The 25,972-nt window shown below is 60.7% G+C and carries 24 protein-coding genes and 2 pseudogenes; 19 read left to right on the forward strand and 7 right to left on the reverse strand.

Annotation, left to right across the window (positions count from 1 at the left end):
• Positions 1-32: 32 nt before the first annotated feature.
• The 3 genes from C7W88_RS11065 (at position 33) to C7W88_RS11075 (ending at position 3,847) form a co-directional block, all read left to right on the forward strand.
• Positions 33-1,433 carry an aldehyde dehydrogenase gene (locus tag C7W88_RS11065; protein ID WP_118073571.1) on the forward strand — a complete coding sequence of 467 codons (1,401 nt, stop codon included), beginning with the start codon at positions 33-35 and terminating at the stop codon, positions 1,431-1,433.
• A gap of 29 nt (positions 1,434-1,462) precedes the next feature.
• Positions 1,463-2,317, forward strand: a complete 855-nt coding sequence (locus C7W88_RS11070) for a p-hydroxycinnamoyl CoA hydratase/lyase (RefSeq protein ID WP_118073572.1) — start codon at positions 1,463-1,465, stop codon at positions 2,315-2,317.
• Positions 2,318-2,497: 180 nt separating this feature from the next.
• Positions 2,498-3,847, forward strand: coding sequence for a M20/M25/M40 family metallo-hydrolase (locus tag C7W88_RS11075; RefSeq protein ID WP_240344566.1), 1,350 nt, complete (start codon positions 2,498-2,500; stop codon positions 3,845-3,847).
• Here the strand turns inward: C7W88_RS11075 and C7W88_RS24735 are convergent.
• Together C7W88_RS24735 and C7W88_RS24740 are read right to left on the reverse strand one after the other, a co-directional pair.
• A complete protein-coding gene (locus tag C7W88_RS24735) occupies positions 3,828-4,160 on the reverse strand; it encodes a TetR family transcriptional regulator C-terminal domain-containing protein (protein WP_370073238.1) in 333 nt (110 codons plus the stop codon). The two genes, C7W88_RS11075 and C7W88_RS24735, sit on opposite strands and share 20 nt — an antisense overlap.
• Before the next feature lie 140 nt (positions 4,161-4,300).
• Positions 4,301-4,501, reverse strand: a pseudogene (locus C7W88_RS24740) (hypothetical protein); the annotation flags it as partial.
• Between C7W88_RS24740 and C7W88_RS11085 the strand changes: the two are divergent.
• Both C7W88_RS11085 and C7W88_RS11090 read left to right on the forward strand, forming a co-directional pair.
• Positions 4,502-5,683 carry an aromatic ring-hydroxylating dioxygenase subunit alpha gene (locus C7W88_RS11085; protein WP_118073574.1) on the forward strand — a complete coding sequence of 394 codons (1,182 nt, stop codon included), beginning with the start codon at positions 4,502-4,504 and terminating at the stop codon, positions 5,681-5,683.
• Between the two features lie 26 nt (positions 5,684-5,709).
• A complete protein-coding gene (locus tag C7W88_RS11090) occupies positions 5,710-7,311 on the forward strand; it encodes an NAD(P)/FAD-dependent oxidoreductase (protein WP_118073575.1) in 1,602 nt (533 codons plus the stop codon).
• On the opposite strand, the gene C7W88_RS11095 is transcribed toward C7W88_RS11090, so the two are convergent.
• Positions 7,265-8,566, reverse strand: coding sequence for an amino acid permease (locus C7W88_RS11095; RefSeq protein ID WP_118073576.1), 1,302 nt, complete (start codon positions 8,564-8,566; stop codon positions 7,265-7,267). The two genes, C7W88_RS11090 and C7W88_RS11095, sit on opposite strands and share 47 nt — an antisense overlap.
• A gap of 71 nt (positions 8,567-8,637) precedes the next feature.
• On the opposite strand from C7W88_RS11095, the gene C7W88_RS11100 reads away from it, so the two are divergent.
• Positions 8,638-10,278 carry a sulfotransferase gene (locus tag C7W88_RS11100; protein WP_370073239.1) on the forward strand — a complete coding sequence of 547 codons (1,641 nt, stop codon included), beginning with the start codon at positions 8,638-8,640 and terminating at the stop codon, positions 10,276-10,278.
• Between the two features lie 109 nt (positions 10,279-10,387).
• Positions 10,388-12,721: a TonB-dependent receptor gene (locus C7W88_RS11105; RefSeq protein WP_255418769.1), complete on the forward strand. Its 2,334-nt coding sequence runs from the start codon at positions 10,388-10,390 to the stop codon at positions 12,719-12,721.
• Here the strand turns inward: C7W88_RS11105 and C7W88_RS24745 are convergent.
• Positions 12,711-12,842 carry a hypothetical protein gene (locus tag C7W88_RS24745; protein WP_370073121.1) on the reverse strand — a complete coding sequence of 44 codons (132 nt, stop codon included), beginning with the start codon at positions 12,840-12,842 and terminating at the stop codon, positions 12,711-12,713. The genes C7W88_RS11105 and C7W88_RS24745 overlap by 11 nt on opposite strands.
• A 120-nt stretch (positions 12,843-12,962) precedes the next feature.
• Positions 12,963-14,066, reverse strand: coding sequence for a ketopantoate reductase family protein (locus C7W88_RS11110; RefSeq protein WP_240344568.1), 1,104 nt, complete (start codon positions 14,064-14,066; stop codon positions 12,963-12,965).
• Between C7W88_RS11110 and mdlC the strand changes: the two genes are divergently transcribed.
• Genes mdlC through C7W88_RS11125 form a run of 3 tightly spaced genes read left to right on the forward strand, consistent with a single transcriptional unit; the run spans position 14,059 to position 17,404 of the window.
• Positions 14,059-15,567: a benzoylformate decarboxylase gene (gene mdlC / locus C7W88_RS11115; protein ID WP_240344571.1), complete on the forward strand. Its 1,509-nt coding sequence runs from the start codon at positions 14,059-14,061 to the stop codon at positions 15,565-15,567. The genes C7W88_RS11110 and mdlC overlap by 8 nt on opposite strands.
• The gene (locus C7W88_RS11120; RefSeq protein WP_118073580.1) at positions 15,564-16,907 is read left to right on the forward strand and encodes an SRPBCC family protein; all 1,344 of its coding nucleotides are present in this window, start codon (positions 15,564-15,566) and stop codon (positions 16,905-16,907) included. Before mdlC ends, C7W88_RS11120 begins: the two co-directional genes overlap by 4 nt.
• The gene (locus tag C7W88_RS11125; protein WP_118073581.1) at positions 16,904-17,404 is read left to right on the forward strand and encodes an aromatic-ring-hydroxylating dioxygenase subunit beta; all 501 of its coding nucleotides are present in this window, start codon (positions 16,904-16,906) and stop codon (positions 17,402-17,404) included. Before C7W88_RS11120 ends, C7W88_RS11125 begins: the two co-directional genes overlap by 4 nt.
• Here C7W88_RS11125 and ald read toward each other — a convergent pair.
• Positions 17,405-18,519: pseudogene (ald, locus tag C7W88_RS11130) on the reverse strand (alanine dehydrogenase).
• A 142-nt stretch (positions 18,520-18,661) separates the two neighbouring features.
• Between ald and C7W88_RS11135 the strand changes: the two are divergent.
• Entirely contained in the window at positions 18,662-19,147 is a 486-nt protein-coding gene (locus C7W88_RS11135; RefSeq protein WP_118073582.1) for an Lrp/AsnC family transcriptional regulator, read from the forward strand.
• Here the strand turns inward: C7W88_RS11135 and C7W88_RS11140 are convergent.
• Positions 19,125-19,769, reverse strand: a complete 645-nt coding sequence (locus tag C7W88_RS11140) for a TetR/AcrR family transcriptional regulator (RefSeq protein ID WP_240344932.1) — start codon at positions 19,767-19,769, stop codon at positions 19,125-19,127. The genes C7W88_RS11135 and C7W88_RS11140 overlap by 23 nt on opposite strands.
• Positions 19,770-19,922: 153 nt before the next feature.
• Between C7W88_RS11140 and C7W88_RS11145 the strand changes: the two genes are divergently transcribed.
• From C7W88_RS11145 to C7W88_RS11175, 8 genes are read left to right on the forward strand one after another with little or no spacing between them, the layout of a single operon-like run.
• Positions 19,923-21,146 carry an amine dehydrogenase large subunit gene (locus C7W88_RS11145; protein ID WP_240344572.1) on the forward strand — a complete coding sequence of 408 codons (1,224 nt, stop codon included), beginning with the start codon at positions 19,923-19,925 and terminating at the stop codon, positions 21,144-21,146.
• 1 nt (position 21,147) lies between these two features.
• Entirely contained in the window at positions 21,148-21,633 is a 486-nt protein-coding gene (locus tag C7W88_RS24750; RefSeq protein WP_118073584.1) for a MauE/DoxX family redox-associated membrane protein, read from the forward strand.
• Positions 21,633-22,220 (forward strand): thioredoxin fold domain-containing protein, encoded by a 588-nt coding sequence (locus C7W88_RS11155; protein WP_205525167.1) that lies wholly within the window; start codon positions 21,633-21,635, stop codon positions 22,218-22,220. The genes C7W88_RS24750 and C7W88_RS11155 overlap by 1 nt, the downstream gene beginning before the upstream one ends.
• A gap of 3 nt (positions 22,221-22,223) precedes the next feature.
• The gene (locus C7W88_RS11160; protein WP_118073586.1) at positions 22,224-22,781 is read left to right on the forward strand and encodes a methylamine dehydrogenase light chain; all 558 of its coding nucleotides are present in this window, start codon (positions 22,224-22,226) and stop codon (positions 22,779-22,781) included.
• Entirely contained in the window at positions 22,778-23,236 is a 459-nt protein-coding gene (locus tag C7W88_RS11165) for a cytochrome c (protein WP_118073587.1), read from the forward strand. Before C7W88_RS11160 ends, C7W88_RS11165 begins: the two co-directional genes overlap by 4 nt.
• Entirely contained in the window at positions 23,233-23,706 is a 474-nt protein-coding gene (locus tag C7W88_RS11170; RefSeq protein ID WP_118073588.1) for a cytochrome C, read from the forward strand. Before C7W88_RS11165 ends, C7W88_RS11170 begins: the two co-directional genes overlap by 4 nt.
• Before the next feature lie 17 nt (positions 23,707-23,723).
• A complete protein-coding gene (locus C7W88_RS23695; RefSeq protein WP_240344575.1) occupies positions 23,724-24,437 on the forward strand; it encodes a TonB-dependent receptor plug domain-containing protein in 714 nt (237 codons plus the stop codon).
• Positions 24,335-25,930 (forward strand): TonB-dependent receptor, encoded by a 1,596-nt coding sequence (locus C7W88_RS11175; protein WP_240344576.1) that lies wholly within the window; start codon positions 24,335-24,337, stop codon positions 25,928-25,930. Before C7W88_RS23695 ends, C7W88_RS11175 begins: the two co-directional genes overlap by 103 nt.
• Positions 25,931-25,972: the final 42 nt, after the last annotated feature.

Here is a 25,972-nt window from a genome sequence, read left to right on the forward strand (position 1 = left end):
CTATAACCCATAACAGAAATGGGAGAGAGCACATGCTGTTTGAGCGCATCAATCCAATGACTGGCGCGGTAGCTTCGACGGCCGAGGCCATGCAGGCGTCGGATATTCCTGCAATCGCCGCCCGTGCTGCGGCAGCATTTCCAGCTTGGGCGGCCATGGGGCCAAATGCCCGGCGCGCCGTGTTGATGAAGGCGGCCGCTGCGCTCGAAAGCCGCGCTGATGCCTTCGTCGAGGCCATGATGGGCGAGATCGGGGCAACCAGGGGCTGGGCGCTCTTCAACCTCGGGCTGGCCGCAAGCATGGTGCGGGAAGCTGCCGCGCTGACGACGCAGATATCGGGTGAGGTCATCCCTTCAGACAAGCCCGGTTGCGTGGCGATGGCTTTGCGCGAACCGGTCGGGGTGATCCTCGGCATTGCACCGTGGAATGCGCCGATCATTCTGGGCGTTCGGGCTATAGCCGTGCCACTCGCCTGCGGCAACGCCGTGATTCTCAAGGCATCGGAGCAGTGCCCGCGCACGCACGCCCTGATCATCGAAGCCTTTGCCGAGGCCGGCTTTCCTGAAGGCGTGGTCAATGTCGTCACCAATGCGCCTAAGGATGCTGCCGAGGTCGTTGGCGCACTTATCGACGCGCCGCAGGTCAAGCGTATCAATTTTACCGGATCGACTGCCGTGGGCAGGATCATCGCGGTGCGGGCTGCACAACATCTCAAGCCCTGCCTGCTGGAGCTGGGCGGAAAGGCGCCGCTGATCGTTCTTGAGGACGCAGACCTTGACGAGGCCGTCAAGGCGGCTGCCTTCGGCGCATTCATGAACCAGGGTCAGATCTGCATGTCGACCGAACGCATCATCGTTGTCGATGCTGTTGCGGACGCCTTCGCCGAGAAGTTCAAGGCAAAGGTAGCCGCCATGCCGGTAGGTGATCCGCGCGAGGGGACGACGCCGCTGGGCGCGGTGGTGGACGCCAAGACAGTCGCGCACTGCCAGAGCCTGATCGAAGATGCCCTAGCCAAGGGAGCGCAGCTGCTGACCGGGGGCGAGACCACGCACAACGTGTTGATGCCGGCGCATGTCGTCGCGGGCGTGACCCAGGACATGAAGCTGTTCCGCGACGAAAGCTTCGGTCCGGTCGTCGGCGTTATCCGAGCGCGCGACGAAGCCCATGCCATCGAACTGGCAAACGACACCGAGTATGGGTTGTCGGCCGCAGTCTTCACCCGCGACACGGCACGCGGCCTGCGCGTGGCGCGGCAGATCAAGTCTGGCATCTGCCATGTGAACGGCCCCACCGTGCATGACGAGGCACAAATGCCGTTCGGCGGCGTCGGGGCGTCTGGATACGGGCGCTTCGGTGGCAAAGCCGGCATCGACAGTTTCACCGAGCTGCGCTGGATCACGATGGAGACGCAGCCCGGCCATTATCCCATCTGAATTTGCACGATTGCCCTAGAGGAAAGACCATGACCGAACAGCAGAAGATCGAGCGCGCGGAAGAAGATACCGTCGCTTTCACCGTGGAAGACGGCATTGCCTGGGTGAAATTCAACCGCCCGGAAAAGCGCAACTGCATGAGCCCGAAGCTCAATCGGCAGATGGGCCGGGTCATTGCGGACCTCGAATTCCGCGAAGACGTCAAGGTGCTGGTACTCACCGGCGAAGGGGATGCCTGGTCCGCCGGCATGGATCTCAAGGAATACTTCCGCGAGACCGAGGCCGAGGGCCTGTGGTCGATCCGCAAGGCGCAGCGCGAAGCCTATTCCTGGTGGGAGCGCCTGCGCTGGTACGAAAAGCCGACCATCGCCATGATCAATGGCTGGTGCTTTGGCGGCGGCTATGGTCCGCTGTTCGCCTGCGACATCGCTATCGCTTCGGAAGATGCACAGTTTGGTCTTTCGGAGATCAACTGGGGCATCCTGCCCGGTGGCGGCGCTTCGAAGGTTGCGGCTGACCTCATGCCGCTGCGCAAGGCCATGTATCATGCGATGATGGGCGAGAATTTGACCGGCAAGCAGGCCGAACAGCAGGGCCTTGTCACCGAGGCCGTGCCTGCCGACAAGCTGCAGGCGCGCGTTCTCGAGATCGCACAGGCCCTGTGCAAGAAGGACGGGCATGCACTGCGTGCGACCAAGTGGGCCGTGCGCCGCATGACGGAAATGACCTACGACAATGCCGAGGATTATCTGATCCGCGCGCAGGAAGCGCTCCACAACTTCGGCGGCGTTGAGGCGCGCAAGGAAGCGACGCGTCAGTTCCTTGACGAGAAGAGCTTCAAGCCCGGCCTCGGCACGTTCGACACGAGCAAGATCAAGCGCTGATCGTTGTTACGACGAGTTTGGAAAGGCCTCGGGCGCACTCGCGTCCGGGGCCTTTCTGATTTGAAATGCCCAGTAAAAGCGGTTGCCTGTCGCTTCGTCAGAAGTCAGCTTGGCTGCAAAGGAGTCTTGTCCATGGTCGCTAAGTTCCGAGTTGTCCTTGCCGCTTCCCTTGCGTGCTCCATGCCTGCCACCGCGAAGGAGGCCGCCTATTCAAAGGCCGAGGCGCAGGTGCTTGACCTGTCGCAGAAGGCCATTGCCATTCGCTCGGTCAGGGGTGAGGGCAACAGGACCATTGATGTTGCCAGGCTCTTCGGTGACGCGCTGTTGGCAGGCGGCTGGAGCGCCTCGGACATCGAGATCACGCCGGTGGACGATACCGCCTACATCATCGCGACGTGGCAGGGCAGCAATCCGGCGCTCAAGCCGCTGGTGATCTCGGGCCACATGGACGTGGTCGAGGCCAAGCGCGAGGATTGGGAGCGCGATCCGTTCGTGCCGGTAGTGGAAGATGGAATCCTCTATGGTCGTGGCGCGAGCGATATGAAGTTCGACGGGGCGCTGGCTCTTTCGACGCTGATCGAGCTTCGCCGACAGGGCTTCAAGCCCAAGCGTACCATCGTCATCGAGTTTTCCGGTGACGAGGAAACGACGATGAAGACCAGCGCGATCATTGCCGAAAAGCTGAAGAACGCCGAATTGGTCATCAATGTCGATGGCGGTGGTGGCTTGCTTGACGAGGCGACCGCCAAGCCGCTGTTCTGGACGTGGCAGGGTGCGGAGAAGACCTATGCCGACTATCGGCTGGAGGTGACCAATCCCGGCGGGCACAGTTCCGCGCCCCGCCCCGACAATGCGATCGTGCAACTCTCGCAAGCATTGGTGAAAGTGGGTGCCTACAAGTTCAAGGCCGAGCAGAACGAGATCACCACGGCCGCATTTGAGAAAGCAGCACCGTTTACCGAAAAGCCGGAAGTGGCTGCGGCCATGCGCGCTTTCGCGGCCAATCCCGCCGATGAGAATGCGCTGGCTATCCTGCGCGCCGATCCTGCCATGGTCGGTCTGGTCGGCACGACTTGTGTTCCGACGATGCTTGGTGGTGGACACGCAGAGAACGCCCTGCCGCAGCGGGCCTTTGCCAACATCAACTGTCGCATTTTCCCCGGCCACTCCAAGGAGGAGATCATGGCGGAACTGGGCAAGGTCATTGACGATCCGGTGGTCAAGATCACCGACGTCACGGTCGGTTCGGTGGCTTCGCCGGCATCGCCGCTGCGGCCCGATCTGATGGCTGCCGTAACGAAGGCGATGGCCAAGGCTTATCCCGGCGTGCCGCTCGTTCCCTCGCAATCATCAGGGGCATCGGATTCGATGTGGTTCCGCGCGGTCGGCGTGCCCAGTTACGGCCTCAGCCCGACGTTCTCGAAGGATTCGGAGTCGTTCGCTCACGGCCTCAATGAGCGGACCCGCCTTTCCAACATCCGGCCGGGGATTACCTACTACCTGAGCCTGATCACCGACCTGACGAAGTGATCGAAGCGAGGAAGCCGCGGGCGATGTCCCGCGCTTCTTCGGGGGTGAAGCATCCGGGCGACAGGCACAGTTCGAGCCACAACCCGTCCACCAGCGCCGTAACCGCGATGGCGTGCCGACGGCGTGCCGAAACCGGCACGCCGCAATCTCCCAGCAGGGCTTCGAGCCGGGCGCGGTAAAGGCCGTATTGCTCGTCATGCTGACGAGCAATGTCCTTGCGTGCCGTGACAAGGCTCCAGAACGCGATCCACGTGGCCAGCAGCGCCGTGTCTGCAATGGGCGGGGCGAAGGATGCCGTGACGAAAGCTTCCAGCCTGTCCTGGGGGTAGGATCAGCAGCAGCGACAGCCCTATCGAGCGCTTCGGCAACACGACGATCGACATGATCGTAAGTTGCGGCAACCAGCGCATCGACTCCGCCGAAGTAGTGACCCACCAGGCCGACCGAGGCACCTGCTTCCTGCGCAATGGCGCGTACACTGGCTCCGGCTGCCCCATGGCGGGCAAGCACGCGGGCGCAGGCTTCGATCAGGCTCAGTCGCCGGACGTCAGGTTCTGCACGGCGGAATGCGGGGGATGCTGATGCTTCGCTCATCTCTTGAACATTCTGCCCGTTGTTGTACGATTGTTCAACAAGCAATCTGGATTCGGGCATATGGGCGATCTATCTGGCGCATTCCGCCATATCTCATCGGACGAGGTCGATCCCGACGCGGACTGGAGCCTGCCGGGCTGGCTCTATACCGATCCGGAATACTTTTCTGTCGAGATGGAGCGGGTGATCCGGCCCTCTTGGCAGATCGTCTGCCACGAAAGCGACATTGCGGATGCCGGGGAATACCGGACGCTGGATTACCTCAATGAAAGTGTGATCGCGATCCGTGGCGACGATGGCACGATCCGCGCTTTCGCCAACGTCTGCCGCCATCGCGCCATGCGTCTTGTCGAAGGTCCGGCAGGTTGCGCGAAGAAGCTGGTCTGCCCCTACCACGCCTGGACATTCGAGCCTGACGGACGTCTATCGGGCGTGCCGATGAAGTCGGACTATCCCGCGCTCAAGCTTGAAGACAACGGCCTCGTGCCGGTTGCGGTCGAGATCTGGCGCGGCTTCGTGTTCGTGCGCCTTGTGGACGCAGGCTTCCCCAGTGTCGCCGAAATGATGGCGCCGTTCGAGGAGGAAGTTGCGCCCTATCGCTTTGAGGACATGCGCCGTATCGGTGACGTGCGCCTGCGCGAGCGGCAGGTGAACTGGAAGAATGTCGGCGACAACTATTCCGACAATCTGCACATCCCGGTAGCGCACGACGGCCTTACGCGCATTTTCGGCAAGTCCTACGAGATCTCAGACCACGGCTGGGCCGACCGGATGAAGGGCGACCTTGTTGACAAGCCCTCGGCGAATTTCTGGGAACGGTTCTATCAGACGCATTTGCCGGAGGTGCCGCATCTTCCGCAGCAATCGCAGCGCCGGTGGCTGTATTACAAGCTCTGGCCGAACATGGCGTTCGATATCTATGCGGATCAGATCGACTTCATGCAGTGGCTGCCGCTGACGCCGACGACTTCGTTGCTGCGCGAGATGTGCTTTGCGCTACCGGACGAACGCCGCGAGATGAAGCTGGTGCGATATGCCAACTGGCGGATCAATCGGGTGGTCAACGCGGAAGATACTTGGCTGATCGAACGGATCCAGCAAGGCATGGCGTCGAAAGCCTACGGTGCCGGACCAATCGGCAAAAGCGAAGTGTGCCTGCGCAGCTTCGCCCGCAAGATCCGCGCGATCACGCCCGAGGCTCGGCTGCACAAAGCGCCGCCGGCCGGCTGGTCGAAGAAGTAATCACAAATGCTCCGGGGAATTATCGCATGTCCAACCGTTACGACGCATTGATCATCGGCGGCGGCCACAATGGCCTGGTCTGCGCATTCTATCTCGCCAAGGCGGGAATGAAGGTGCGCGTGCTGGAACGTCGTGACATTGTCGGCGGCGCAGCAGTAACCGAGGAATTCCATCCCGGCTTCCGCAACTCGACGGCGAGCTACACTGTCAGCCTGCTGCGACCGAAGGTTATTGCGGACATGAAGCTCCACGATCACGGCTATCGCGTGATCGAGCGGACGATCAGCAATTTCTTCCCCTTTCCCGACACTTACCTGAAACTGGGCGGCGGGCCAGGGCGTACCGAAGCAGAGTTCGCACGCTTTTCGAAGAAGGATGCCGAGGCTTACCCCAAGTATGATGCCGCGCTGGAAAAGGTCGCCAATGTGCTGCGCGACATTTCGCTGCAGACGCCGCCGAATGTCGGCGGCGGGATCTCCGCGCTCAAGTCTGCCGCAATGCAGGGCTGGCCGATCGCCAAGCTCGACATGGCAACGCAGCGTGACCTGCTGGACATCTTCACCAAGTCGGCGCGCGATTTCCTCGATGGCTGGTTCGAAGACGATCACGTGAAGTCGGCATTCGCGTTCGACGCGGTGGTGGGCAACTACGCGGGCGTTTCAACGCCGGGTTCTGCCTATGTCTTGCTCCACCACGTATTCGGCGAAGTGAATGGCAAGCTTGGCGCTTGGGGCCATTCTGTCGGCGGCATGGGGGCGATTACGCAGGCGATGGCCAAGGCATGCGCCGAAGTCGGCGTGGAGATCAGCCTTGAATCGCCGGTGGCGCGGGTTCTGGTGAACAACGGCAAGGCGGCGGGCGTGAAGCTCGAAGGGGGCGAGGAGCTTTATGCGCCGATCGTCGCCGCGAATGTCGGCCCGGCGCTGCTCTACCGGCAACTGGTCGATTCTGCGGATCTCGATGAGGACTTCAACCGCCGGATGAAGGGCTACAAGACAGGGTCCGGCACCTTCCGCATGAACGTCGCGCTATCCGAATTGCCGGACTTCACCGTGCTGCCGGGCAAGGAACAGGCTGAGCACCACACCGCCGGCATCATCATCGCGCCAGGCATGGATTACATGGATCAGGCCTTCATCGATGCCCAGCAGCATGGCTGGTCGAAGAAGCCGATCGTGGAGATCAAGATTCCGAGCACTGTCGACGACAGCCTTGCGCCTCCGGGCCAGCATGTGGCGAGCCTGTTCTGCCAGCAGTTCGATCCGACTATCGATTGGGATGCGCACCGCGAGCAAGTGGCGGATCTGATCATCGATACGGTCACTGACCATGCGCCCAACTTCAAGGGCGCAGTCATTGCGCGCCAGATCCATTCGCCCCTGGATCTTGAGCGCAAGTTCGGGCTTATCGGGGGCGACATCTTCCACGGCACGATGGGTCTCGATCAGCTTTGGGCTGCGCGTCCGGTGCTGGGCCACGGTGACTATCGCTCGCCGATCAAGGGGCTCTACATGTGCGGATCGGGGACCCATCCCGGTGGCGGCGTGACCGGAGCGCCCGGCCACAACGCGGCGCATGAGATCATCCGTGACCGCTCTGTACTGTGGAAGCTGCTGCATCGTGCCTGACCCATAGATAGACCGGCAAGCCGAGCGCGATGAACCCTACGCCGTAGGTGAGGGCCTCTATCCCGAGGCCCCACGCGGCCCAGGCGATGAAGCCTGCACCCACCAGCGCTGCCGCAACCAGCACGCGCTCTGTCGGCAACAGACGCACCGCTGCGAGCATTGCGAGGAAGTACGACAGCATCCCCGCAGCAAGGCTGACCGAGGCGATGAAGGCGAACAGGTCGCCCATGCCGCGCCCGTAGTTGAGAAGCGTGACGATGCTCAGCAGGATGCTCGACACGACATGCGAGCGCACCGGCGTTCCCCGGGCACCTTCCGTGGCGAACCAGCGGGGGAAGACGCCGCCCTTGGCCATCGCCCAGGGAACCTCGCCCTGAAGCAGGATGAACCCGTTCAAGGTGCCGAAAGCGCTGATCGCGGCAAAGACGGCCACAATCTGCCCCACGCCGGATCCGAAGAAACGCGCCAGAAAATCGGCTACGGGCGCAGGAGAAGCGGCAGCGGCTTGCATTGGCATGTAGAGCGCAAAGGCTGTGGAAATCCCGATGTAGACGAACCCGGTCAGGGCAACGCCGATCAGGGTCGCTCGCGGGACAACGCTCGCGGCATTTTCGACCTTGTCGGCCGGCACTGTCGCGGATTCGAGCCCGAGGAAGCCCCAGAATGTCAGCCCGGCCGCCGTTGCAACCACCGCGCCCGATAGCGGCACTGCTGGTTGCACGGCTTGCGGTGCGCCAGTCAACAGCAGCCAGACTGTAAGGGCAATCAACCCCAACAGTGGCACCAGCTTCAACGCCGTGGTAACTACCGAGACATCGCCCGCGGCGCGGACACCGCGAATGTTCACGGCAGTGAGCAGCCAGACGCAGGCCACCGAAAGCACCGCTGGCAGGCCGGGAATGCGGCCCATGGCTGGCACGATCAGGCTGAGGTTCGATACGACTGCGACAGCGACTGCCCCATTCCCCGCCCAGACCATCGTCCAGTAGGACCAAGCGGTGACGAAACCTCCTACCGGTCCGAATGCGGCCTGCGCATAGGCATAGGGACCTCCCGCCAAGGGCAGGCGCGCGCCAAGGCGAGCGAATGTGAAAGCAAGGCACAACGCACCGCCAAGCGTCACCGCCCAGCCAATCAGCTGGTTGTGGCCCAGGGGAGCAAGCGTTGCCGGCAGGATATAGATCCCCGAACCGATCATGTTGCCCACGACCAGCGCCAGGGTCATCCAGAAGCCCAGCTTGCGCGTTGCTGTCATAGGCTGCGGGTTCCCTTCATTGCGGTTGGGTGAAGACTAGCGCTTGATCGCGAGGCGTCACCATGTTTGTGATGCTGCTGATGACCAATGTGACCACGTCTTCGCCCCGCATTGCTGCACCGGTCTACGATCCGCGGCTTGTCCGTGCGGCAATCGCCATGAACGAGTCCGACTTGCCGACAGCCGAGCCGCTTCTGCGGTCCCTGCTGAAGGATGATCCCTTCGATGTACGTGCTATCCGTCTGTTTGCGGAACTTGCCGGGCGTATCGGGCGCTATAACGACGCGGAGAACCTGTTGCGGAGGGCAATCGAGCTTGCTCCGCAATTCACGGCAGCAAGGGCGAACCTCGCGCTGGTCCTCTACCGCACAAATCGGGCGCCAGAGGCGCTTGAAGAGTTGGCCAAAGTCACGGCAGACGATCCGGACAATGCCGGGCACGCCAACCTGCAGGCAGCAGCCTATGGGCGCATCGGTGAGTTCGACGAGGCGCTTGCACTTTACCAACAGGTGCTCAGGCAAGCGCCCAACCAGCCCCGCGTCTGGATGAGTTATGGCCATATGCTCAAGACCGTAGGGCGGCAGGCCGAGGGCATCGCGGCCTACCGCAAGGCCATCGAACTTCTGCCCGTGCTTGGTGAAGCATGGTGGAGCCTGGCGAACCTGAAGACCGTGAAGTTCACCGATGAGGACATCGCCGCCATGCAGCAGGCACTGGCGCGCACGGATTTGGCCGTAGAGGATCGCTGGCATCTGGATTTTGCACTCGGCAAAGCTTTCGAGGATCGAGGAGAGGCGGAGACGTCGTTTGCGCACTACGCGGCGGGCAATGAATTGCGTCGTCGTCGGATGCCATACCGGGCGGAAGACACGACCCAGAATGTGAACGCTGCGATTGCTGCATTTACGCCGGCAGTTGTCGCAGGTTTGCAAGGGAAGGGGTGTGCAGCGCCTGATCCCATCTTCGTCCTTGGCATGCCCCGCGCCGGCTCGACGCTCGTCGAGCAAATCCTGTCCAGTCACTCGCAGGTGGAAGGGACGAGCGAACTTTCCGACATCGGCTTCCTTGCGCGCAGTGTCGAAGGCTATCCCGAAGCCATTTCAGCTCTCGATGGAGAAGAATTGCGAAAGCTTGGCGAAGCCTACCTCGCGCGAACCCGGGTGCAACGGCATACGCGGCGGCCGCTGTTCATCGACAAGATGCCTAACAATTGGCTGCATGTGCCGTTCATCCATGCAATCCTGCCGAACGCCAGGATTATCGATGCACGTCGTCATCCGCTCGCGTGCTGCTTTTCGAACTACAAGCAGCATTTCGCACGGGGGCAGGGTTTCAGTTATTCACTGGACGACATGGGCCGCTATTACCGCGACTATGTGCGGGCGATGGCGCATTTCGATCGTGTGCTCCCCGGCGTGGTCCACCGGGTCCTTTATGAGCGGGTGGTTGATCAGACGGAAACCGAAGTGAGGGCGCTTCTGGCCCATTGCGGGCTGCCATTCGAGGATGCTTGCCTTTCGTTCCATGAAACCGAGCGCGCGGTGCGGACTGCGAGTTCCGAACAGGTGCGTCGACCAATTTTCCGAAATGGAACAGAGGCATGGAAGCCGTTCGAGCAGTGGCTCGAACCGCTCAAGTCGGTGTTGGGAGAGGTTCTCGATGCCTATCCGGACGTGCCTGCAGCCTTCGGAACCGACATCGTTGTAAATTAGCCACGCCTTCTGGGTTAACGCCCGCTTCGTGCAGTATCCCGCTTGACGATACGGATCGCGGAAGAGCAGCATTGTCGCGCAAAACAGAAACATGAGGGTAAATTCTGCTATGCGCGGGTACACCAAGATCAATCGTCGTACGCAGTTGGCCAAGGTTCTCATGCTGGCGGGGGCGACCTTAAGTTTCCCTGCGATGGCGCAAGAGGCGCAGACAGATGCTGCCGAATCCGATCCCAACGTAATCATCGTGACCGCGCAAAAGCGCAGCGAAAATCTGCAGAACGTACCCATTTCGATTCAGGCTCTCGGCACGCAGAAGCTGGAGCAACTCGGCGTTGCCAGCTTTACCGACTATGCGCAGCAGTTGCCTTCGGTGACGTTCCAGGCCCTTGGTGGAACGCCTGGTACGAACGTCGTCTACATGCGCGGTGTTGCCTCAGGCGGCGATGGCAATCACTCTGGCTCGCTGCCGTCGGTCGGTGTCTATCTCGACGAGCAACCGGTTACCACCATCGGCGGCAACCTTGACGTGCATGTCTATGACATTGCCCGCATCGAAAGCCTTTCTGGTCCGCAGGGCACGCTCTACGGCGCCTCGTCCGAGGCCGGGACGATCCGCATCATCACCAACAAGCCCGATACCAGCGGTTTCTACGGCAGCGTCGATGGAGAAGTGAACACCGTCAACAAGGGCGGGCAGGGCTACAAGCTCGAAGGCATGATCAACGCACCACTGTCCTCCAATGCGGCATTGCGCGTGGTCGGCTGGTATCAGCGTGATGCCGGTTTTATCGACAATGTGCCGGGCACCCGTACTTTCTGCGGAACGCCGACCCTTGATTCCGAAGGCGAAATCAATGGTTGCATCAAGGATGGCGTCAGCGTCAACAACGCGGCCTTCGTCAAGAAGGACTACAATTACACCGACATCTACGGTGGCCGCGCGGCGCTCAAGGTCGATCTGGACGAAAACTGGACCGTGACGCCGCAGTTCATGTACCAAGAAACCAAGAGCCGCGGGTCATATGGATATGATCCGTCGGTTGGCGACCTTCAGGTCCAGCACTTCTTCCCGGAGTTCCGCAACGACAAGTTCTGGCAGGCCGCGCTGACGATTGAAGGCAAGTTCGGTAACTGGGACGTTACCTATGCAGGCGCATATCTTGATCGCAAGACGTTCCAATCAAGCGATTACACGGATTATTCGGAAGCCTATGACTCGCTCTATGAGTCCGTCGGTGGTCTTGCCAACTATTTCTATTATCAAGATTCTTTGGGTAACACGATTGATCCCCGGCAGAAGGTTCTGGGGAGTGATCACTTCAAGAAATTGAGCCAGGAGTTCCGCGTTGCTTCGCCCTCGTCGGACCCGTTCCGCTTCGTTGGCGGCCTTTTCTATCAATACCAGTCGAACCTGATCCATCAGGACTACCAGATTGCAAATCTGGGGCCGCTGGTCTCGGTCAACGGCCTTCCGGGTACGCTCTGGCTGACCCAGCAGAAGCGCGTTGATCAAGACTACGCAGCGTTTGGTGAATTCAGCCTCGACGTTTCACCGACGGTGACGCTGACTGCGGGCGGACGCGCATTTATCTATGACAATACGCTGGTCGGCTTCTTCGGCTTCGGGCGCAATCCTGCCTTCATCCAGGGTGCGGACGACAATCCTCCTCCGAATGCTGCGGGCTCATCGCGGACCGGTGTGGCTGCGTGCTTCACGCAATCCGGTCTGCGGCTGCGCGATGCGCAATTGGCCGGGCAAACCAATACGACTTTGCTGCCGCCCGAGGTTGCCGGCAGTCCCTGTACGAACCTTGGCGTCTACACCACAGATGGTATCAAGCCCGTCAAGGCGTCCGGGACGGGCGGCACCTACCGCTTCAACGCAACGTGGAAGCCCAATAGTGACATGCTCGCCTATGCGACCGTTTCACGAGGCTTCCGCCCAGGCGGCATCAATCGTCGCGGCGATTTCGGAGCCTATCAGCCGGATTACCTGACCAATTACGAGATTGGCTTCAAGACGACGCTGGCCAACGGTCTGCTTCGCCTGAATGGCGCGGTGTATCAGCAGGACTGGAAGAACTTTCAGTTTGCGTATCTCGGGCCGAACAGCTTCACGATCATCACCAATGGACCGAATGCGCGCATTCGCGGCTTCGATCTCGATGCCGCTATCTCGCTCGATCGTCTGAGCATCAATCTTTCGGGGCTTACACCGACGCCAAGATCAGGAACAATCTTTGCGCTGCCGTCGATCCGACCTTTACCTGTTCTGACCCGACAACAGCATAAGTGCGCCCGCAGGAACGCGCCTGCCGATCACGCCGCAATGGAAGATGAGCGGGACCGCGCGCTACACCGTGCCGATGGGCGGGGGCAAGGTCTACGGACAAGTCAACGCGACGTACCAGAGTTCGGCAAGCTCGGACCTACGCGTTGATTTTGCAGCGGCGCAAGGGCGGCTTGAAGGCTTTGGTCAGGTCAATCTTGCGATCGGGGGTGAGTGGTCGACGTATTCGATCGAAGCCTTCGTGCGGAACCTGACCGACGAGCGCGGCCAATTGTCGCGTTTCGTGCAGTGCGGCGCCTGCACACAGCGACCCTACATTGTGCCCACGACACCGCGCATGTTCGGGCTGCGGGCCGGCGCTAAGTTCTGAGCTATTGGAGCCCGGTCTGGATCAAATCCGGCCGGGCTCGCCCATCCTGACAAGTTCGGCAAGCGTTTCGGTAACGGGGGCAGCAAGCCCTGCGCGTCTTGCCGCGGCGACGATCTCGCCGTTGATCGCCTCTATCTCTGTTGCGCGACCGGCTTTCCTGTCTTGCAGCATGGATGGCTTGTGCGCGCGGTGGTTGGTCAGCGCGAAATCTGTCTTGGCCAAAAGCCGGTCCCGGTCCATGCGGATACCCTGGGCGCGGGCCACTGCAATTGTTTCTTCTATCACTGCTGTGGCAATTTTTCGGCCTTCAGGGCAATCGAGGCCACCGACCGGGGAGCCGAGTATCGTCGCAAGAGCGTTCAACGCAGCATTGAACGCTGCTTTCTCCCAGATTGCTGCAAGGACAAAGGGATCATGCTGCGCTTCCATCGCTGCAGCATTTAGACATGCCACGGCCTCGAGCGCCGATTCTTCGCCATTTGGCACTAATGATCCCAGCCAGACGTGGCCTGTTCCATGCGCCGCCACGGCGTTGGGAGGCGACAGGTCTGCAGGCCAATCCGTAACGCCAACTAGCGTGCGGTCCGGTCTGAATACTTCCGAAATGGCTTCGGCATTGCCCAGGCCATTCTGAAGCGTCAAAGCGGAGCAGTGCCCATCGGCAAGGTGGGCAACGGATTGAATAGCAGCTCGGCTGTGCATGGCCTTTGTGAACAGTAGCAACAGATCTGCGTGGGGTGCATCGGCTGCCAGTGCAGTGCCGACAGCTACGACGTCTTTGCCGCGTTCGTCGTTCAACTCGACGCCCCTCTCTGCGATCTGCCCGAGGCGGTCCGCATCAATGTCCACCATTGTGACGGTCCTTCCTGCACGGGCCAGACGTGCCGCGAAAAGGCATCCCATGGCTCCGGCACCCAGCACCACCACTCGTTCCATGCTTCCTCCATGCGTGGTTGGATTACGCCAGATGCCCAACTCCGTTTCACTTATGGGGTCCCGAGCGATATAACAATTGTGCGTATGCCAATCGCGCCGCAGACTTTGCACCCTGTGAACCTCGAGGAGCACGATGCCGACAGTTCGAGAAGTTTCGATAGGGGTGATGCGCGAACTCGGGATGACCACCGTTTTCGGAAATCCGGGTTCGACCGAATTGCCGATGTTCCGCGATTTTCCGGCAGACTTTCGCTATGTGATGGGACTGCAGGAAAGCGTCGTCCTCGGCATGGCCGATGGTTACGCGCAAGGAACGGGCCGCGCGGCGCTCGTCAATCTCCATAGCTCGGCCGGGGTCGGGCATGCTTTGGGAAACCTGTTTACCGCATTCAAGAACCAGACGCCGCTGGTGGTGACGGCGGGGCAACAGGCTCGCTCCATACTGCCATATGAGCCATTTCTTTTTGCAGAACGCGCCAGCGAGTTTCCTCGGCCATTTGTGAAATGGTCGTGCGAGCCGGCGCGCGCGGAAGATGTGCCCGCGGCCATTCATCGCGCGTGGCTGGTGGCAATGGAGCCGCCACGAGGGCCGACCTTTGTTTCGATACCGATTGACGACTGGGACCGCGAATGTGGGCCCTTCGCAGTGCGCAAGGTTCATGCCGCGTGCGCTCCAGACAATCTTGCGCTGGCAGAGTGCGCCAATGCTCTGGCGCGTTCCGATCGCCCTGCGCTCGTTGTTGGAGCAGGTGTTGCGCGCGACGGGGCATGGGACGAGGTCGTCGAGCTGGCGGAAAGGCATAATGCCGCGGTCTGGGTTGCGCCGATGTCCGCACGCTGCAGCTTTCCGGAAGATCACCCGCTCTTCGCAGGCTTTCTCACGGCGGCGCGCGAGGCCATTGTTTCGGCTCTTGCTCCATACGATTTCGTTCTGTCGCTCGGCGGCCCCATGAACTTGTATCATGTCGAAGGGACCGGCCCCCACGTTCCCGAGAACTGCGAAGTCTGGCTGATCGGCGACAATCATGTGCACGCAGCGTGGGCGCCTGCGGGAACGGCAATAGTTAGCAACTGCAAGTTGGCGATTGATGCGATGCTTGCCGAGGACGGCCTTGCGCAACGAGCGGCACCCTTGTCGCGATCGCTCCCCGAACTGCTCGATGGCAAGGTCATGTCCGACGCATTCGTACTGCAGCGGCTCGCCGCGCTGCGTGACCCGCACAGCATCATCGTCGAGGAGGCCCCCTCCAGCCGTGGGGCGATGCATGATCGCTTGCCGATCCTGCACAAGGATACCTTCTATACCACCGCCAGCGGCGGGTTGGGGCATGGCCTGCCCGCTGCAGTTGGCATGGCGATGGCGCGCCCGGACGAGAAGGTCATCGCCGTGCTCGGAGATGGTTCTGCCATGTACGCGATCCAGGGATTGCATGCCGCGGTGCAGCATGGCCTTTCGGTCAGTTTCATCATCATCAAGAACAACCGCTACGAAGCACTACATCATTTCGGACATCACTTCGGGATGCAGGAACTTGTCGGGACCAGGTTTCCGGAACTGGACTTCTGCAAGATCGCCGAAGGCCATGGGCTTTCGGCGCGTAGAGCCGATGATCCTGCGTCGCTTGATGCGGCGCTTGCATGGTCGCTGGCTTCAAGGGAGCCCACGCTTGTCGAGGCGGTCGTCCCATGAACCTGCGCCTGACAGACCTGATTGACGACAGGCCTGATGAAGGCGTGTTCCGGGTCAACCGTGCAATCTTTACCGAACAGCGCGTGTTTGATGCCGAGATCCACCGGTTGTTCGAAGGTGGCTGGATTTTCCTCGGCCTTGAAAGCCAGGCCGGTGAGGCACACGACTTCTTCACAACCTACGCTGGACGTGTGCCGATACTGGTCCAACGGGATGGCGAAGGCATCCTGCGAGGCTTCATCAACTCCTGTCCCCACAAGGGAGCACGCCTTGCGCAGGTCCGACAGGGCAACGCGCGCCTGCATGTCTGCCCCTACCATAGCTGGTCCTTCGACAGCGCGGGCAGGAACAGAGCAGTGAAATGGATGGGGGCCGGGTGTTACGCGCAGGCTTTCGATCAAGACGATCACGGACTTGCGCATTTGCCGCAGTTTGCCAACTACCGTGGTTTCCTGTTTGGCAGTCTGGCGGCTGACGTCCCGCCTCTGGCGGACTACCTTGGCGAAGCGGCCAAGTTGCTCGACCTCGTTGCGGACCAGAGCGCGGATGGCGTGGAACTCGTACCCGGTCAGGTTACCTTTACCTTCGAGGCCAACTGGAAGCTGCAACTGGAGAATTGTTCAGACGCTTATCATTTCACGTCTGCTCATCCGTCCTACATCCGGGTTCTGGAGCGACGGCAGAAGGAATTGAGTGCCGACGTGGTCGCTTCCGTCTGGGAAAACAGCGATTACTGGAAAGAGGATACGCAGGGCATCGGCGGTGGCAGTTTCAGCTTTGCCAATGGTCACGTGCTGAACTGGGGTGTGTTTGGCGTGACGCCGGCCATACCCTTGTATGAACGGGCGGAAGCGCTTGCTGCGCAGCATGGCGAGGCAAAGCGCGACTGGATGTTCAACATGCGCAACCTCACGATCTTTCCGAACCTGCAGATCGCAGAGAATGCTTCTAGTCAGCTGCGCGTGATACGTCCGCTCGGGCCGGGGCTTACGGAAATGCGAACCTGGTGCATCGCACCGAAAGGGGAGAGTGATGCAGCCAGGCGTCAGCGCATTCGTCAGTACGAGGACTTCTTCAATCCCACTGGCATGGCCACGCCGGACGACACGGTATCGTACGAGAACTGCCAGATCGGCTTTGCTGCCGAAATCGAGCCATGGCTCCAGGGTTATGCACGAGGGATGACCGCGTCTGCCGCAGGGGGAAATCGCTTCTCGGACAGAATTGATCTCTATCCCGAACGCAGTGTGCTGGCGGATTCCCAGCTGTGCGACGAGACGCTGTATCACAGCTACTATCGCACGTGGGCAAAGCGCATGAGCGCGGAGTTTGCAGGGTGACGCCGGCAATTACGCGCAAGGAGGCCGAGGGACTTCTGTATCTGGAGGCCTTGCTGATCGATACAGGGCGCTTCGACGAGTGGCTGGACCTGTTTACTGCAGACGTGGAATTCTGGATGCCCGCGTGGCGTGATGAGACAACCCCAACCTCTGACCCGGATCGCGAGTTATCGCTGATCTACTACAAGGGGCGCCGCAACCTTGAGGATCGGGTCATGCGGCTTACGTCCGGTTTGTCGACTGCTTCCTCACCCTTGCCGCGCGTGGTTCACCAAGTCACGAACGTCCTGTTGTCAGGCGCGGGCGAGGGATGGGCCGAGGTGTCCGCAGCCTTTACCTGCCACCGCCATGACGTGCGGATGAACCGTTCGGACTGCTTCTTCGGACGTTACGAATACCGGCTGGTCAATTCCGACGGACCGTGGCGGATCGCGCGCAAGAAGATCTTTCTTCTCAACGACACGATCCCCACCGTGGTCGATATCAACGCCGTTTGATCAGGCGAGGACTTCCGCAACCGGAACGTAATCATACCCGAGTTCGCGGGCGACCGCTTCATAGGTCACTTTGCCTTCGTGAACATTGAGGCCCTCGGCAAGGTTGGGGTCGGCCTTCAACGCTGCCTTCCAGCCCATGTTGGCAATACGCAGCGCGTGGGGCAGGGTGACGTTGTTTAACGCGTAGGTGCTGGTGCGTGCGACAGCGCCCGGCATGTTCGCGACGCAATAATGAACGACCCCGTCGACGATGTAGGTCGGTTCGGCATGGGTGGTGGCCTTTGAGGTTTCGAAGCAGCCGCCCTGATCGATTGCGACGTCCACCAGCACGGCGCCCGGCTTCATGGTTGACAGCATGTCACGCGTGACGAGCTTCGGCGCGGCGGCCCCGGGGATCAGCACGGCGCCGATGACCAGATCGGCATCGGCAATGAGAGAGGCAAGTGCTGCCTTGCCTGAATAGAGCGTGCGGGCGCGGCCTTCGAAGTGGTTGTCGAGGCGCTCAAGCACGTCAGGATCGCGATCAAGGATGGTGACGTCGGCGCCAAGGCCTACGGCCATTTGCGCCGCGTTGAAGCCGACAACGCCGCCGCCAATCACCACGACCTTTCCAGGCAGCACCCCGGGGACGCCGCCGAGTAGTACGCCGCGCCCGCCATTGGCTTTTTCCAGAGCTGTCGCGCCTGCCTGAATGGCCATGCGGCCAGCAACCTGGCTCATCGGCTTGAGAAGGGGAGGGTGTTGCCCAAGCCCGTCACCGTCTCATAGGCAATGGCCGTCACGCCGGACTTCACAAGGTCCGCAGTCTGCTCGGGATCGGGAGCGAGGTGGAGATAGGTGTAGAGAATCTGGCCCTTGCGCAGCATTGCCCGTTCAACCGCCTGCGGTTCCTTGACCTTCACGATCATCTCGCAGCCGTCGAACACGGTCCTGGCGTCGGCCTTGATCAGTGCGCCCGCAGCTTCATAGTCCGCATCGTTGGCCCCAATGCCGTTGCCTGCGCCGGTTTCCACCCACACTTCGTGCCCATGAGCAGCCAATTCCCGAACGCTCTCAGGCGTCAGGCCGACGCGATATTCGTGGTTCTTGATTTCCTTGACGGTGCCGACGCGCATTGGATCGTTCCCCTGAAACAGGTCTATTCAATGCTGGAAGAGTATCGCGGCGCAGGCGGCAGTTCTTGCCTATTTTTCACGTTGAACACGCTTCAGATGGTGATATTTTCGGCGAAGTACAGAATTATTGGGAAATTTGCCTTTGGATCGTGCAGATCTCGCCCTGCTTGAAGCTCTACAGAACGACTCGTCCTTGTCCGTGTCGGACCTTGCCGAGAAGGTGGCGCTGTCCTCATCCGCCTGCCATCGTCGCATCAAGGCGCTGGAGCAGAGCGGCGTAATTGCGCGTTACGGCGCGGTTGTGGATCCCCGCGCTCTTGGCCTGTCGGTTGAAGTGTTCGTGGAGATTACACTGACCAGCCAGAGCCGCGAGGCAATGGACCGCTTCGAACGCTCGGTCTGCGATTTCGACGAAATTCTCGAATGCCACCTGATGTCCGGTTCGGCGGACTATATCTTGCGCGTGGCGGCAAAAGATCTGGAGCAATACGATTGGGTGCACCGCGAGTGCCTTGCTCGCCTGCCCGGTGTCTCTGCGATGAGATCCAGCTTTTCCCTGCGCCGGATAAAGCAGATGCGGGGATATCCTGTCAGGATTGGCGGACTCAGGAGTGGCGCAGCCCCTTGATCTCGCTTTCGCTGATGGTCTTGACCAACAGCACGAACGAATGCGCTGCAATGCGTTCGATCTGCGGCATCCGGGGTTCGAACGGCTTGTCGTGCCCAGCGAAGATGGTCATTCCCTCCATGGATCCGGAAATGAAAAGCGCCACCGTTTCCCGGCTGGCCTCATCCAGATCTGGACGCATTTCGGCGATGATCTCGAGAAGCGGCGCGCGCGCACGGACGTAGAGCTCCTGAATGCGTTCAAGGACGAACGTGTCGTGGTTCGACAGCGCCCAAAGCTCCGGAAAGAAATTGGTCGTCTTCTTCGATCGGATGTCGTCCAGGATAAGATTGCAAACCCGGCGCAGCCGTTCCTCTGCCGGTACGCCCGGCATGTGTACGATCTCGACGAACTCGACTTCGTAGCTGCGGATCACGGCTTCGAGCAGCTCCCGAACCAGGTCTTCGCGGCTTCTGTAGTGGTATGTCAGGTTGCCGAACTTCATGCCGCTAGCAGCCGCGACTCGGCGCATCGACATGGCCCGGTATCCCTCTTCGATCAGGATCGATAGCGCCGTGCGAAGAATGTGTTCGCGCGTTTCATGACCCTTGACGTAGCCACCTTCACGCTCCGGCATGACCATGTCCGTCACGTACTTCGGCGCATCATCAGCCTGATTCATCACAATAACCCTTCATCCTATTCACATCATATCGCCGCTTCGAAAACCTGTCATAAGCTAAATTTAGGTCACTTGACAGATTTGTTGCTCCTCTGAGACTATGGTCCCCAGCCGATGAGCAAGTTCGGCGGACAAGGGAGTGCCGGCATGAGAATTGTTGGGTTGACCATGGCTTTCACTCTGGCGATCAGTGCGGTCGCCGGGGCTGCTGCAGCTAACCCCGGCAAAGAGACATCTCCGTTTCCCAAGGCGCTGCCGGAAGAGCCCATTCCTTCAATCCAGAGTTTGCCAGCAGCCTGGCCCGCAGCATGGGTGCTGATCCACGACTTCCATTTCAGCTCGATCGTCGATGGTCGGGTGATGCTCGTGGACACTACGTCCGAAGACCAGCCTCTGAAGGGAATCGTGCGCGCTGCGCAGTTCGCCAACATGCTCGTCTCTCCTCGGCGCGGAGAGGTCTTGACGGCAGAGACCTTTTACTCGCGCTTGACGCGTGGTGATCGGACAGATGCGATTACCATTTGGGACATGGCCACGCTTCAGCCGAAAGGTGAAATTGTGTTGCCGGGCGGTAAGCGCCAGCAGTCAGTCACCTACCCACAGCTGTTCCAGTTCACCAATGCGGACAAGTGGGCACTTGTCGCAAATTTCACGCCTGCTCAGTCGGTTAGCGTTGTCGACCTCGACTCGCGGAAAGTACTGGCGGAGGTCGATCTGCCCGGCTGCGCGCAGATCTACCCCACCGGTGAGCGTGGGTTTTCAAGTTTCTGCGCTGATGGCTCTATCCTGAGCGTGGCCCTTGGGGCCGATGGGCAGGCGGTGTCCTCCAAGACCGTCGAGAAAGTCCAGGATATCGACAACCAGCCGCTGTTCAGCACTCCGGCATGGGTCGGGCGCACGGCTTGGTTTGTCAGCTATCGGGGGCAGATCAAGGCGTTCGATTTTTCAGGAGATGTTGCGCGCCCGCTGGGCGGCTCCTTCAACATCGGGACCGCCGAAGGTGGCGCGCCGGAATGGCGGCCGGGCGGCTGGCAAGTGATCGCAGCCGATGGCACGGGCAAGCTGTTTGTCCTGATGAGCCCCAATGGCCGCGAGGGTAGCCACAAGGATGGCGGGACCGAAGTCTGGGCCGTCGATACCGCGTCCAAGGCGCGTGTGGCCCGCATTCCCCTGCGCGCAATGGCCTCGGCGATTACGCTGACAAAGGAAAGCAAACCGCAACTTGTCGTCGCTCGCGGTGACGGAGTGATCGATATTCACGATGCCGCAACCGGCGCATTTGTGCGCTCACTTGGCACTGCAGGTGGTGCCAACCCCATCCTGATCACGGCGCCCTGACATGGCTCCGGTCATAATCTTTCTCGCGATGCTGCTTGCCGGGTCCGCCGTGCACAAGGCAGTGTCTCACCGGCGAATGGCCATCGCAGCGGCACGATTGGTCGGCATGCCCTCGCATGGGCAGCTGTTCTTGATCATCGCGGGCACGCTCGAGGCTGCTGCTGCCCTGTGCCTGCTTGCCGCGCCACTTCAGAGGACTGGGGCATTGCTGGGCTCGGTCATATGGCTGGCTTATGCAGCCACGCTCTTGCTGCGTCGTGGACAGAGCTTCGATTGCGGTTGCGATCTTGTGGCCCGTGAAAAGCCGATCGACTGGCCCGCAATTGCTCGTCCCGCGGTGCTCGCCCTGCTTGCCGTTATTGCTTCCACCCTGCCGGCGGCGCCGATCGGACTTGACGCTCCCTTCGCTGCCGCCGGCCTTTTGGCGCTTTATCTCGCAGCTTCTGAACTGCTTGCCGTTCCCCATCCACGCTGGAGGAAATCGTGATGCTGACGTCCCAGATTCTCTTGTGGACCGCTGTGGTCGTGCAGGCCTTGTTGATCGCAGCCCTCGCTCGTCAGGTTGGTATCCTCCACGAACGCATTGCCCCAGCTGGTGCGTTGACGCTGCACCAGAAGGTAGAGGTCGGAGAAGTCGCCAGTCCGATGACCGTCACCACGATCGAGGGTGCGCCCATCGAGATCGGCGGCAAGCGGGAAGGGCGCAGCCAATTGCTGTTCTTCGCCTCGCCTGACTGCCCCGTGTGTAAGACCCTGCTACCTGTAGTCCGATCCGCGGCGAATGCCGAAGCCGATTGGCTTGACATTGTCGTCGCTGGGGATGGAACCAAAGCCGAATACCAGCGACTGCGTGACAATCATGGTCTCGATCGCGTGCCGATGGTCCTTTCCGAAGCGCTTGGCAGGGCATTTGGCGTCTCCAAGCTGCCTTATGCAGTCCTTCTGGACGAAAATGGCCGCGTTGCCTCGCTCGGTCTCGTCAACAGCCGCGAGCATCTGGAAAGCCTGTTCGAGGCGAAGGAGCGCGGCGTTGCCTCGATCCAGGAATTTCTCGCACGCCGGAAGGAGGCCTGATCAATGGCTGGCTTCGACAAGTGGACTGAGCGCCTGACCCGCACAATTGCGCGCGGAACATCGCGACGCAGCACTCTCGCCTGGCTGGGGGCGACGATTACCGGTGCGGCAGTGTTTCCGGTCCTGCCGGTCGCTCGCGCGGCAAGCGGATCATCACATGGCGGTGGCGGCAAGCACGCACCCATCTCATCGGGCAATCCGCAGGACCCGGGTGATCAGTCTTCGTGCGATTACTGGCGCTACTGCGCGATCGACGGGTTCTTGTGTTCGTGCTGCGGCGGGACTGTCAGTTCCTGCCCTCCCGGCACCGAGATGTCGCCGATTACGTGGATCGGCACGTGCACCAATCCGGCCGACAACCGCGCCTACGTGATCAGCTACAACGATTGCTGCGGCATTTCCTCGTGCGGACAGTGCTTGTGCAACCGTAACGAAGGGGACCGCCCACAAGTCCGACCGCAATCGAACAACGACTACAATTGGTGCCTGGGCACGGAAAGCAGCATCTACAACTGCTCGACCGCAGTGATCGTCGGCGTGGCGTTGGACGCACCGAAATGAGGGGGCTTGTCGGACTGATCCCGGTCATGGCGATGGCGGCACTGGCGCTGCCCGCCACGGCTGCCACCGACGGCGCGGCAGTGTTTCAGCGTTGCGCGGCGTGCCACACCAAGACTGGTGCGGGCGTGCCTGGTGCTTACCCCCCGCTCGGCGCCGATTTCCGGGCCTTGGCGGTCAAGCCGGCAGGGCGGCGCTATCTTGCGCTTGCAGTGCTGCGCGGTCTCTCAGGCCCGATCACGGTCGAGGGGAAACCCTATCGCGGTGTCATGCCTGCTCAAGTGCTGGACGATGCTGCGGTCGCGGCGGTGCTCAACCATATCGGTACGCAGGTGGCAAAGACAGGGCCGAAGTTCGCGCTGTTCACCGACAAGGAGGTCGCTGCGCATCGCCAATCCGGCGCTTCGCTCTCGGCAGCTGATGTCGCGAAGCTTCATGCAGGAGCCGGTGGCAAATGAAGCGCCTCGCACTCGCTCTGGCCGCCGTCCTCGTTGTGCTTGCAGCGGGTGTCGGCGTCGAGGCGGGTGAGCCGGGAATGCGTGGCGTCAGCAATCCGCAGCAGGCGCGGATCGATTACATGTTGAAGTGCCAAGGGTGCCATCGCCCCGATGGTGGCGGCGATGATCGCTCCAATCCGCCAATGAAGAATATTGTCGCCCGATTTCTGAAGGTGCCCGGCGGCCGAGAATTTCTCGGTAGGGTGCCGGGTGTCTCGACCGTCGATCTCGACGACGTGCGCTTGGCAAATCTCTTGAACTGGACGCTCTACACTTACGACCCGGCGCACATGCCTGCCGATTTCAGGCCCTACACGGCTCAGGAAATCGGCAGGCTGCGGCGCCACCCCCTGAGGCTGGAAAGAGCGCCGATGAGGGCGCGGCTTGTCGCGGGGTTCGAGCAGGAAAGAACACAAACGCAATCACCCTGAACTTGGGAGCAAAGACAATGAGGGAACGTCTTTTTCGTGGGATCGCGCTGGCTGGGGTAGCCGCAACATGCGTTCTCGTCGCAACACCGGCTCTTGCACAGGATGCCAGGAACGAAGCAGCTGTACCAGAAGGGGAGATCGTCGTTACGGCGACAAAGCGCGCCGAAAGCCTGCAGTCCGTTCCGATTTCCGTGTCGGCAATCGGCGGTGATACGCTCTCCAAATCACGGGTTGTCAATGTTGACAGTCTCGTCACGAAGGTTGCCAATCTCCAGCTGACGTCGATCGTGGGCGACAACACGCCCATTTTCTCGCTGCGTGGCGTTTCTATGTCGGACTACAGCCTCAACCAGGCCAGCCCCGTCGCAACCTATTATGACGAAGTCTACAAGGGTAACTTCGCGTTCCTTGGCGTGGCCATGTATGATCTTGAGCGCGTCGAAGTCCTGCGTGGCCCCCAAGGCACGCTTTATGGCAAGAACACCACGGGCGGGGCGGTCAACATCATTGCCAATAGCGCCAAGCTTGGCGAAACCAGCGGTTACTTCAATGCCGGCTATGGCAATTACAACCGCGTAGACCTGAACGGTGCAGTCAACGTGCCGTTGGGGAAAAGGCGGCGCTGCGCGTGGCCGGGACCTATGCCAAGGCCGATGGCTGGTTCAAGAACGTGGTGCCGGGAAAGCCGGACCTTGCCTCGACTGACGAGTACGCGATCAGGGCCACCTTGAATGTCGAGGCGAGCGAGACGGTCCGGTTCGTCCTGCGCGCATCGACCAGTCTGCAGAATCCGTACAATTACGGGATCTATGCTCAGCCCGAAGCAGCTAACCGTCCTGGCCTTGGTAAGCGCGAAATCGCTTCGAACATCGATGCCAAGCGTCGGGCGCGTACCTATTCGGTAGCCTTGACCAGCACATTCGACGTATCCGACACGCTGACCGTCACGAGCACCACCGCTTGGGACAAGGGCAGCCTGTTCTTCTACGAAGATACCGATGGCACGGCCGGTGAACTGCTGGAAATCCCCTACAACGACCGTGCGACCCAGTTCGCCCAGGACTTGCGCCTGACCAGCGACTTCGGCGGCCCGTTCGATTTCATCCTCGGTGGCTACTTCCACCGTGAGAAGGTGTTCAACGAAACGACATTCGAGATCGGCAAGGACATCGACTCTGATGGCGTCCCGGGAATCACCGCCGATGATTGTGCGGTAGGCCTTCCTCTCGCGTGCCTCTTCCGCAACCGCTTCGACCAGTTGAAGAAGAGCTATGCGATCTATTCCGACGTGAAATACGAACTGACGGATTCCGTCACGATGCGGGGTGGCCTGCGCTACACGCACGATACCGGCGTCCAGAGCGGCTTCCGATCTGATGCACTTGGCGTGGACGGCACATTGATTGCCAATCTGATCCCGCTTTCTTCGCTGCGCTATTCGCAGGACAATCTCTCGGGCAAGATCGGTTTCGATTACAAGCTTGCCGGCGGCAACCTGCTCTATGCAAGCGTCAGCCGGGGCTATCGTGCGCCCAGTTTCAACGCTCAGGCCTTCTTCGATCCGTCGGAGTTGTCGATCGCCAAGCCCGAGCAGGTGACGTCCTACGAGGTGGGGGCCAAGACCCAGTTCCTCGACCGCAAGGTCACGCTCAATGTCGCCGGCTTCTATTACGACTATCGCAACCAGCAGTTCATCAACGTCGACCCGGTATCGGCGGCGCAAACGCTACTCAACATTCCGAAGTCGCGGATCTATGGCGGTGAGGCTGAACTGACGATCCGCGCGAGCGACCGGCTGACACTTCATAGCGGCATGGGCGTGCTGGCGACAAAGATCCAGCGTGGCAGCGTAAGCGGCGTGAACGTGGCAGGCAACCGCCTGTCCAATGCGCCGACCTTTACCTTCAACGCCACCATCGACCTGACTGTCTTCGACGGCGACATGGGCAAGTTCTCGCTGCACCCCGACATCGCCTATCAGTCAAGCCAGTTCTTCGAAGTGCTCAATGTTCCCCGCTTGCGCCAGTCCTCCTACGCCCTCGTGGGAGGGCATATCGACTGGGAAAGCGCGGACGGACGATTCAACGCCTCGATCTGGGGGAAGAACCTGACCGACAAGTTCTACTTCACCTCCCGCGTTGATCTGCTGGCAGGCTTCGGCTTCGACTACAACCACATCGGCAACCCTCGCATGTACGGGGTGACGGTTGGCGCAAAATTCTGACATTCTCGCAATATAAGGCGGCAAAGCCGTCAGGAGAGGACC

It is taken from the genome of Novosphingobium sp. THN1 (assembly GCF_003454795.1).
In the GTDB taxonomy this organism is placed as follows: domain Bacteria; phylum Pseudomonadota; class Alphaproteobacteria; order Sphingomonadales; family Sphingomonadaceae; genus Novosphingobium.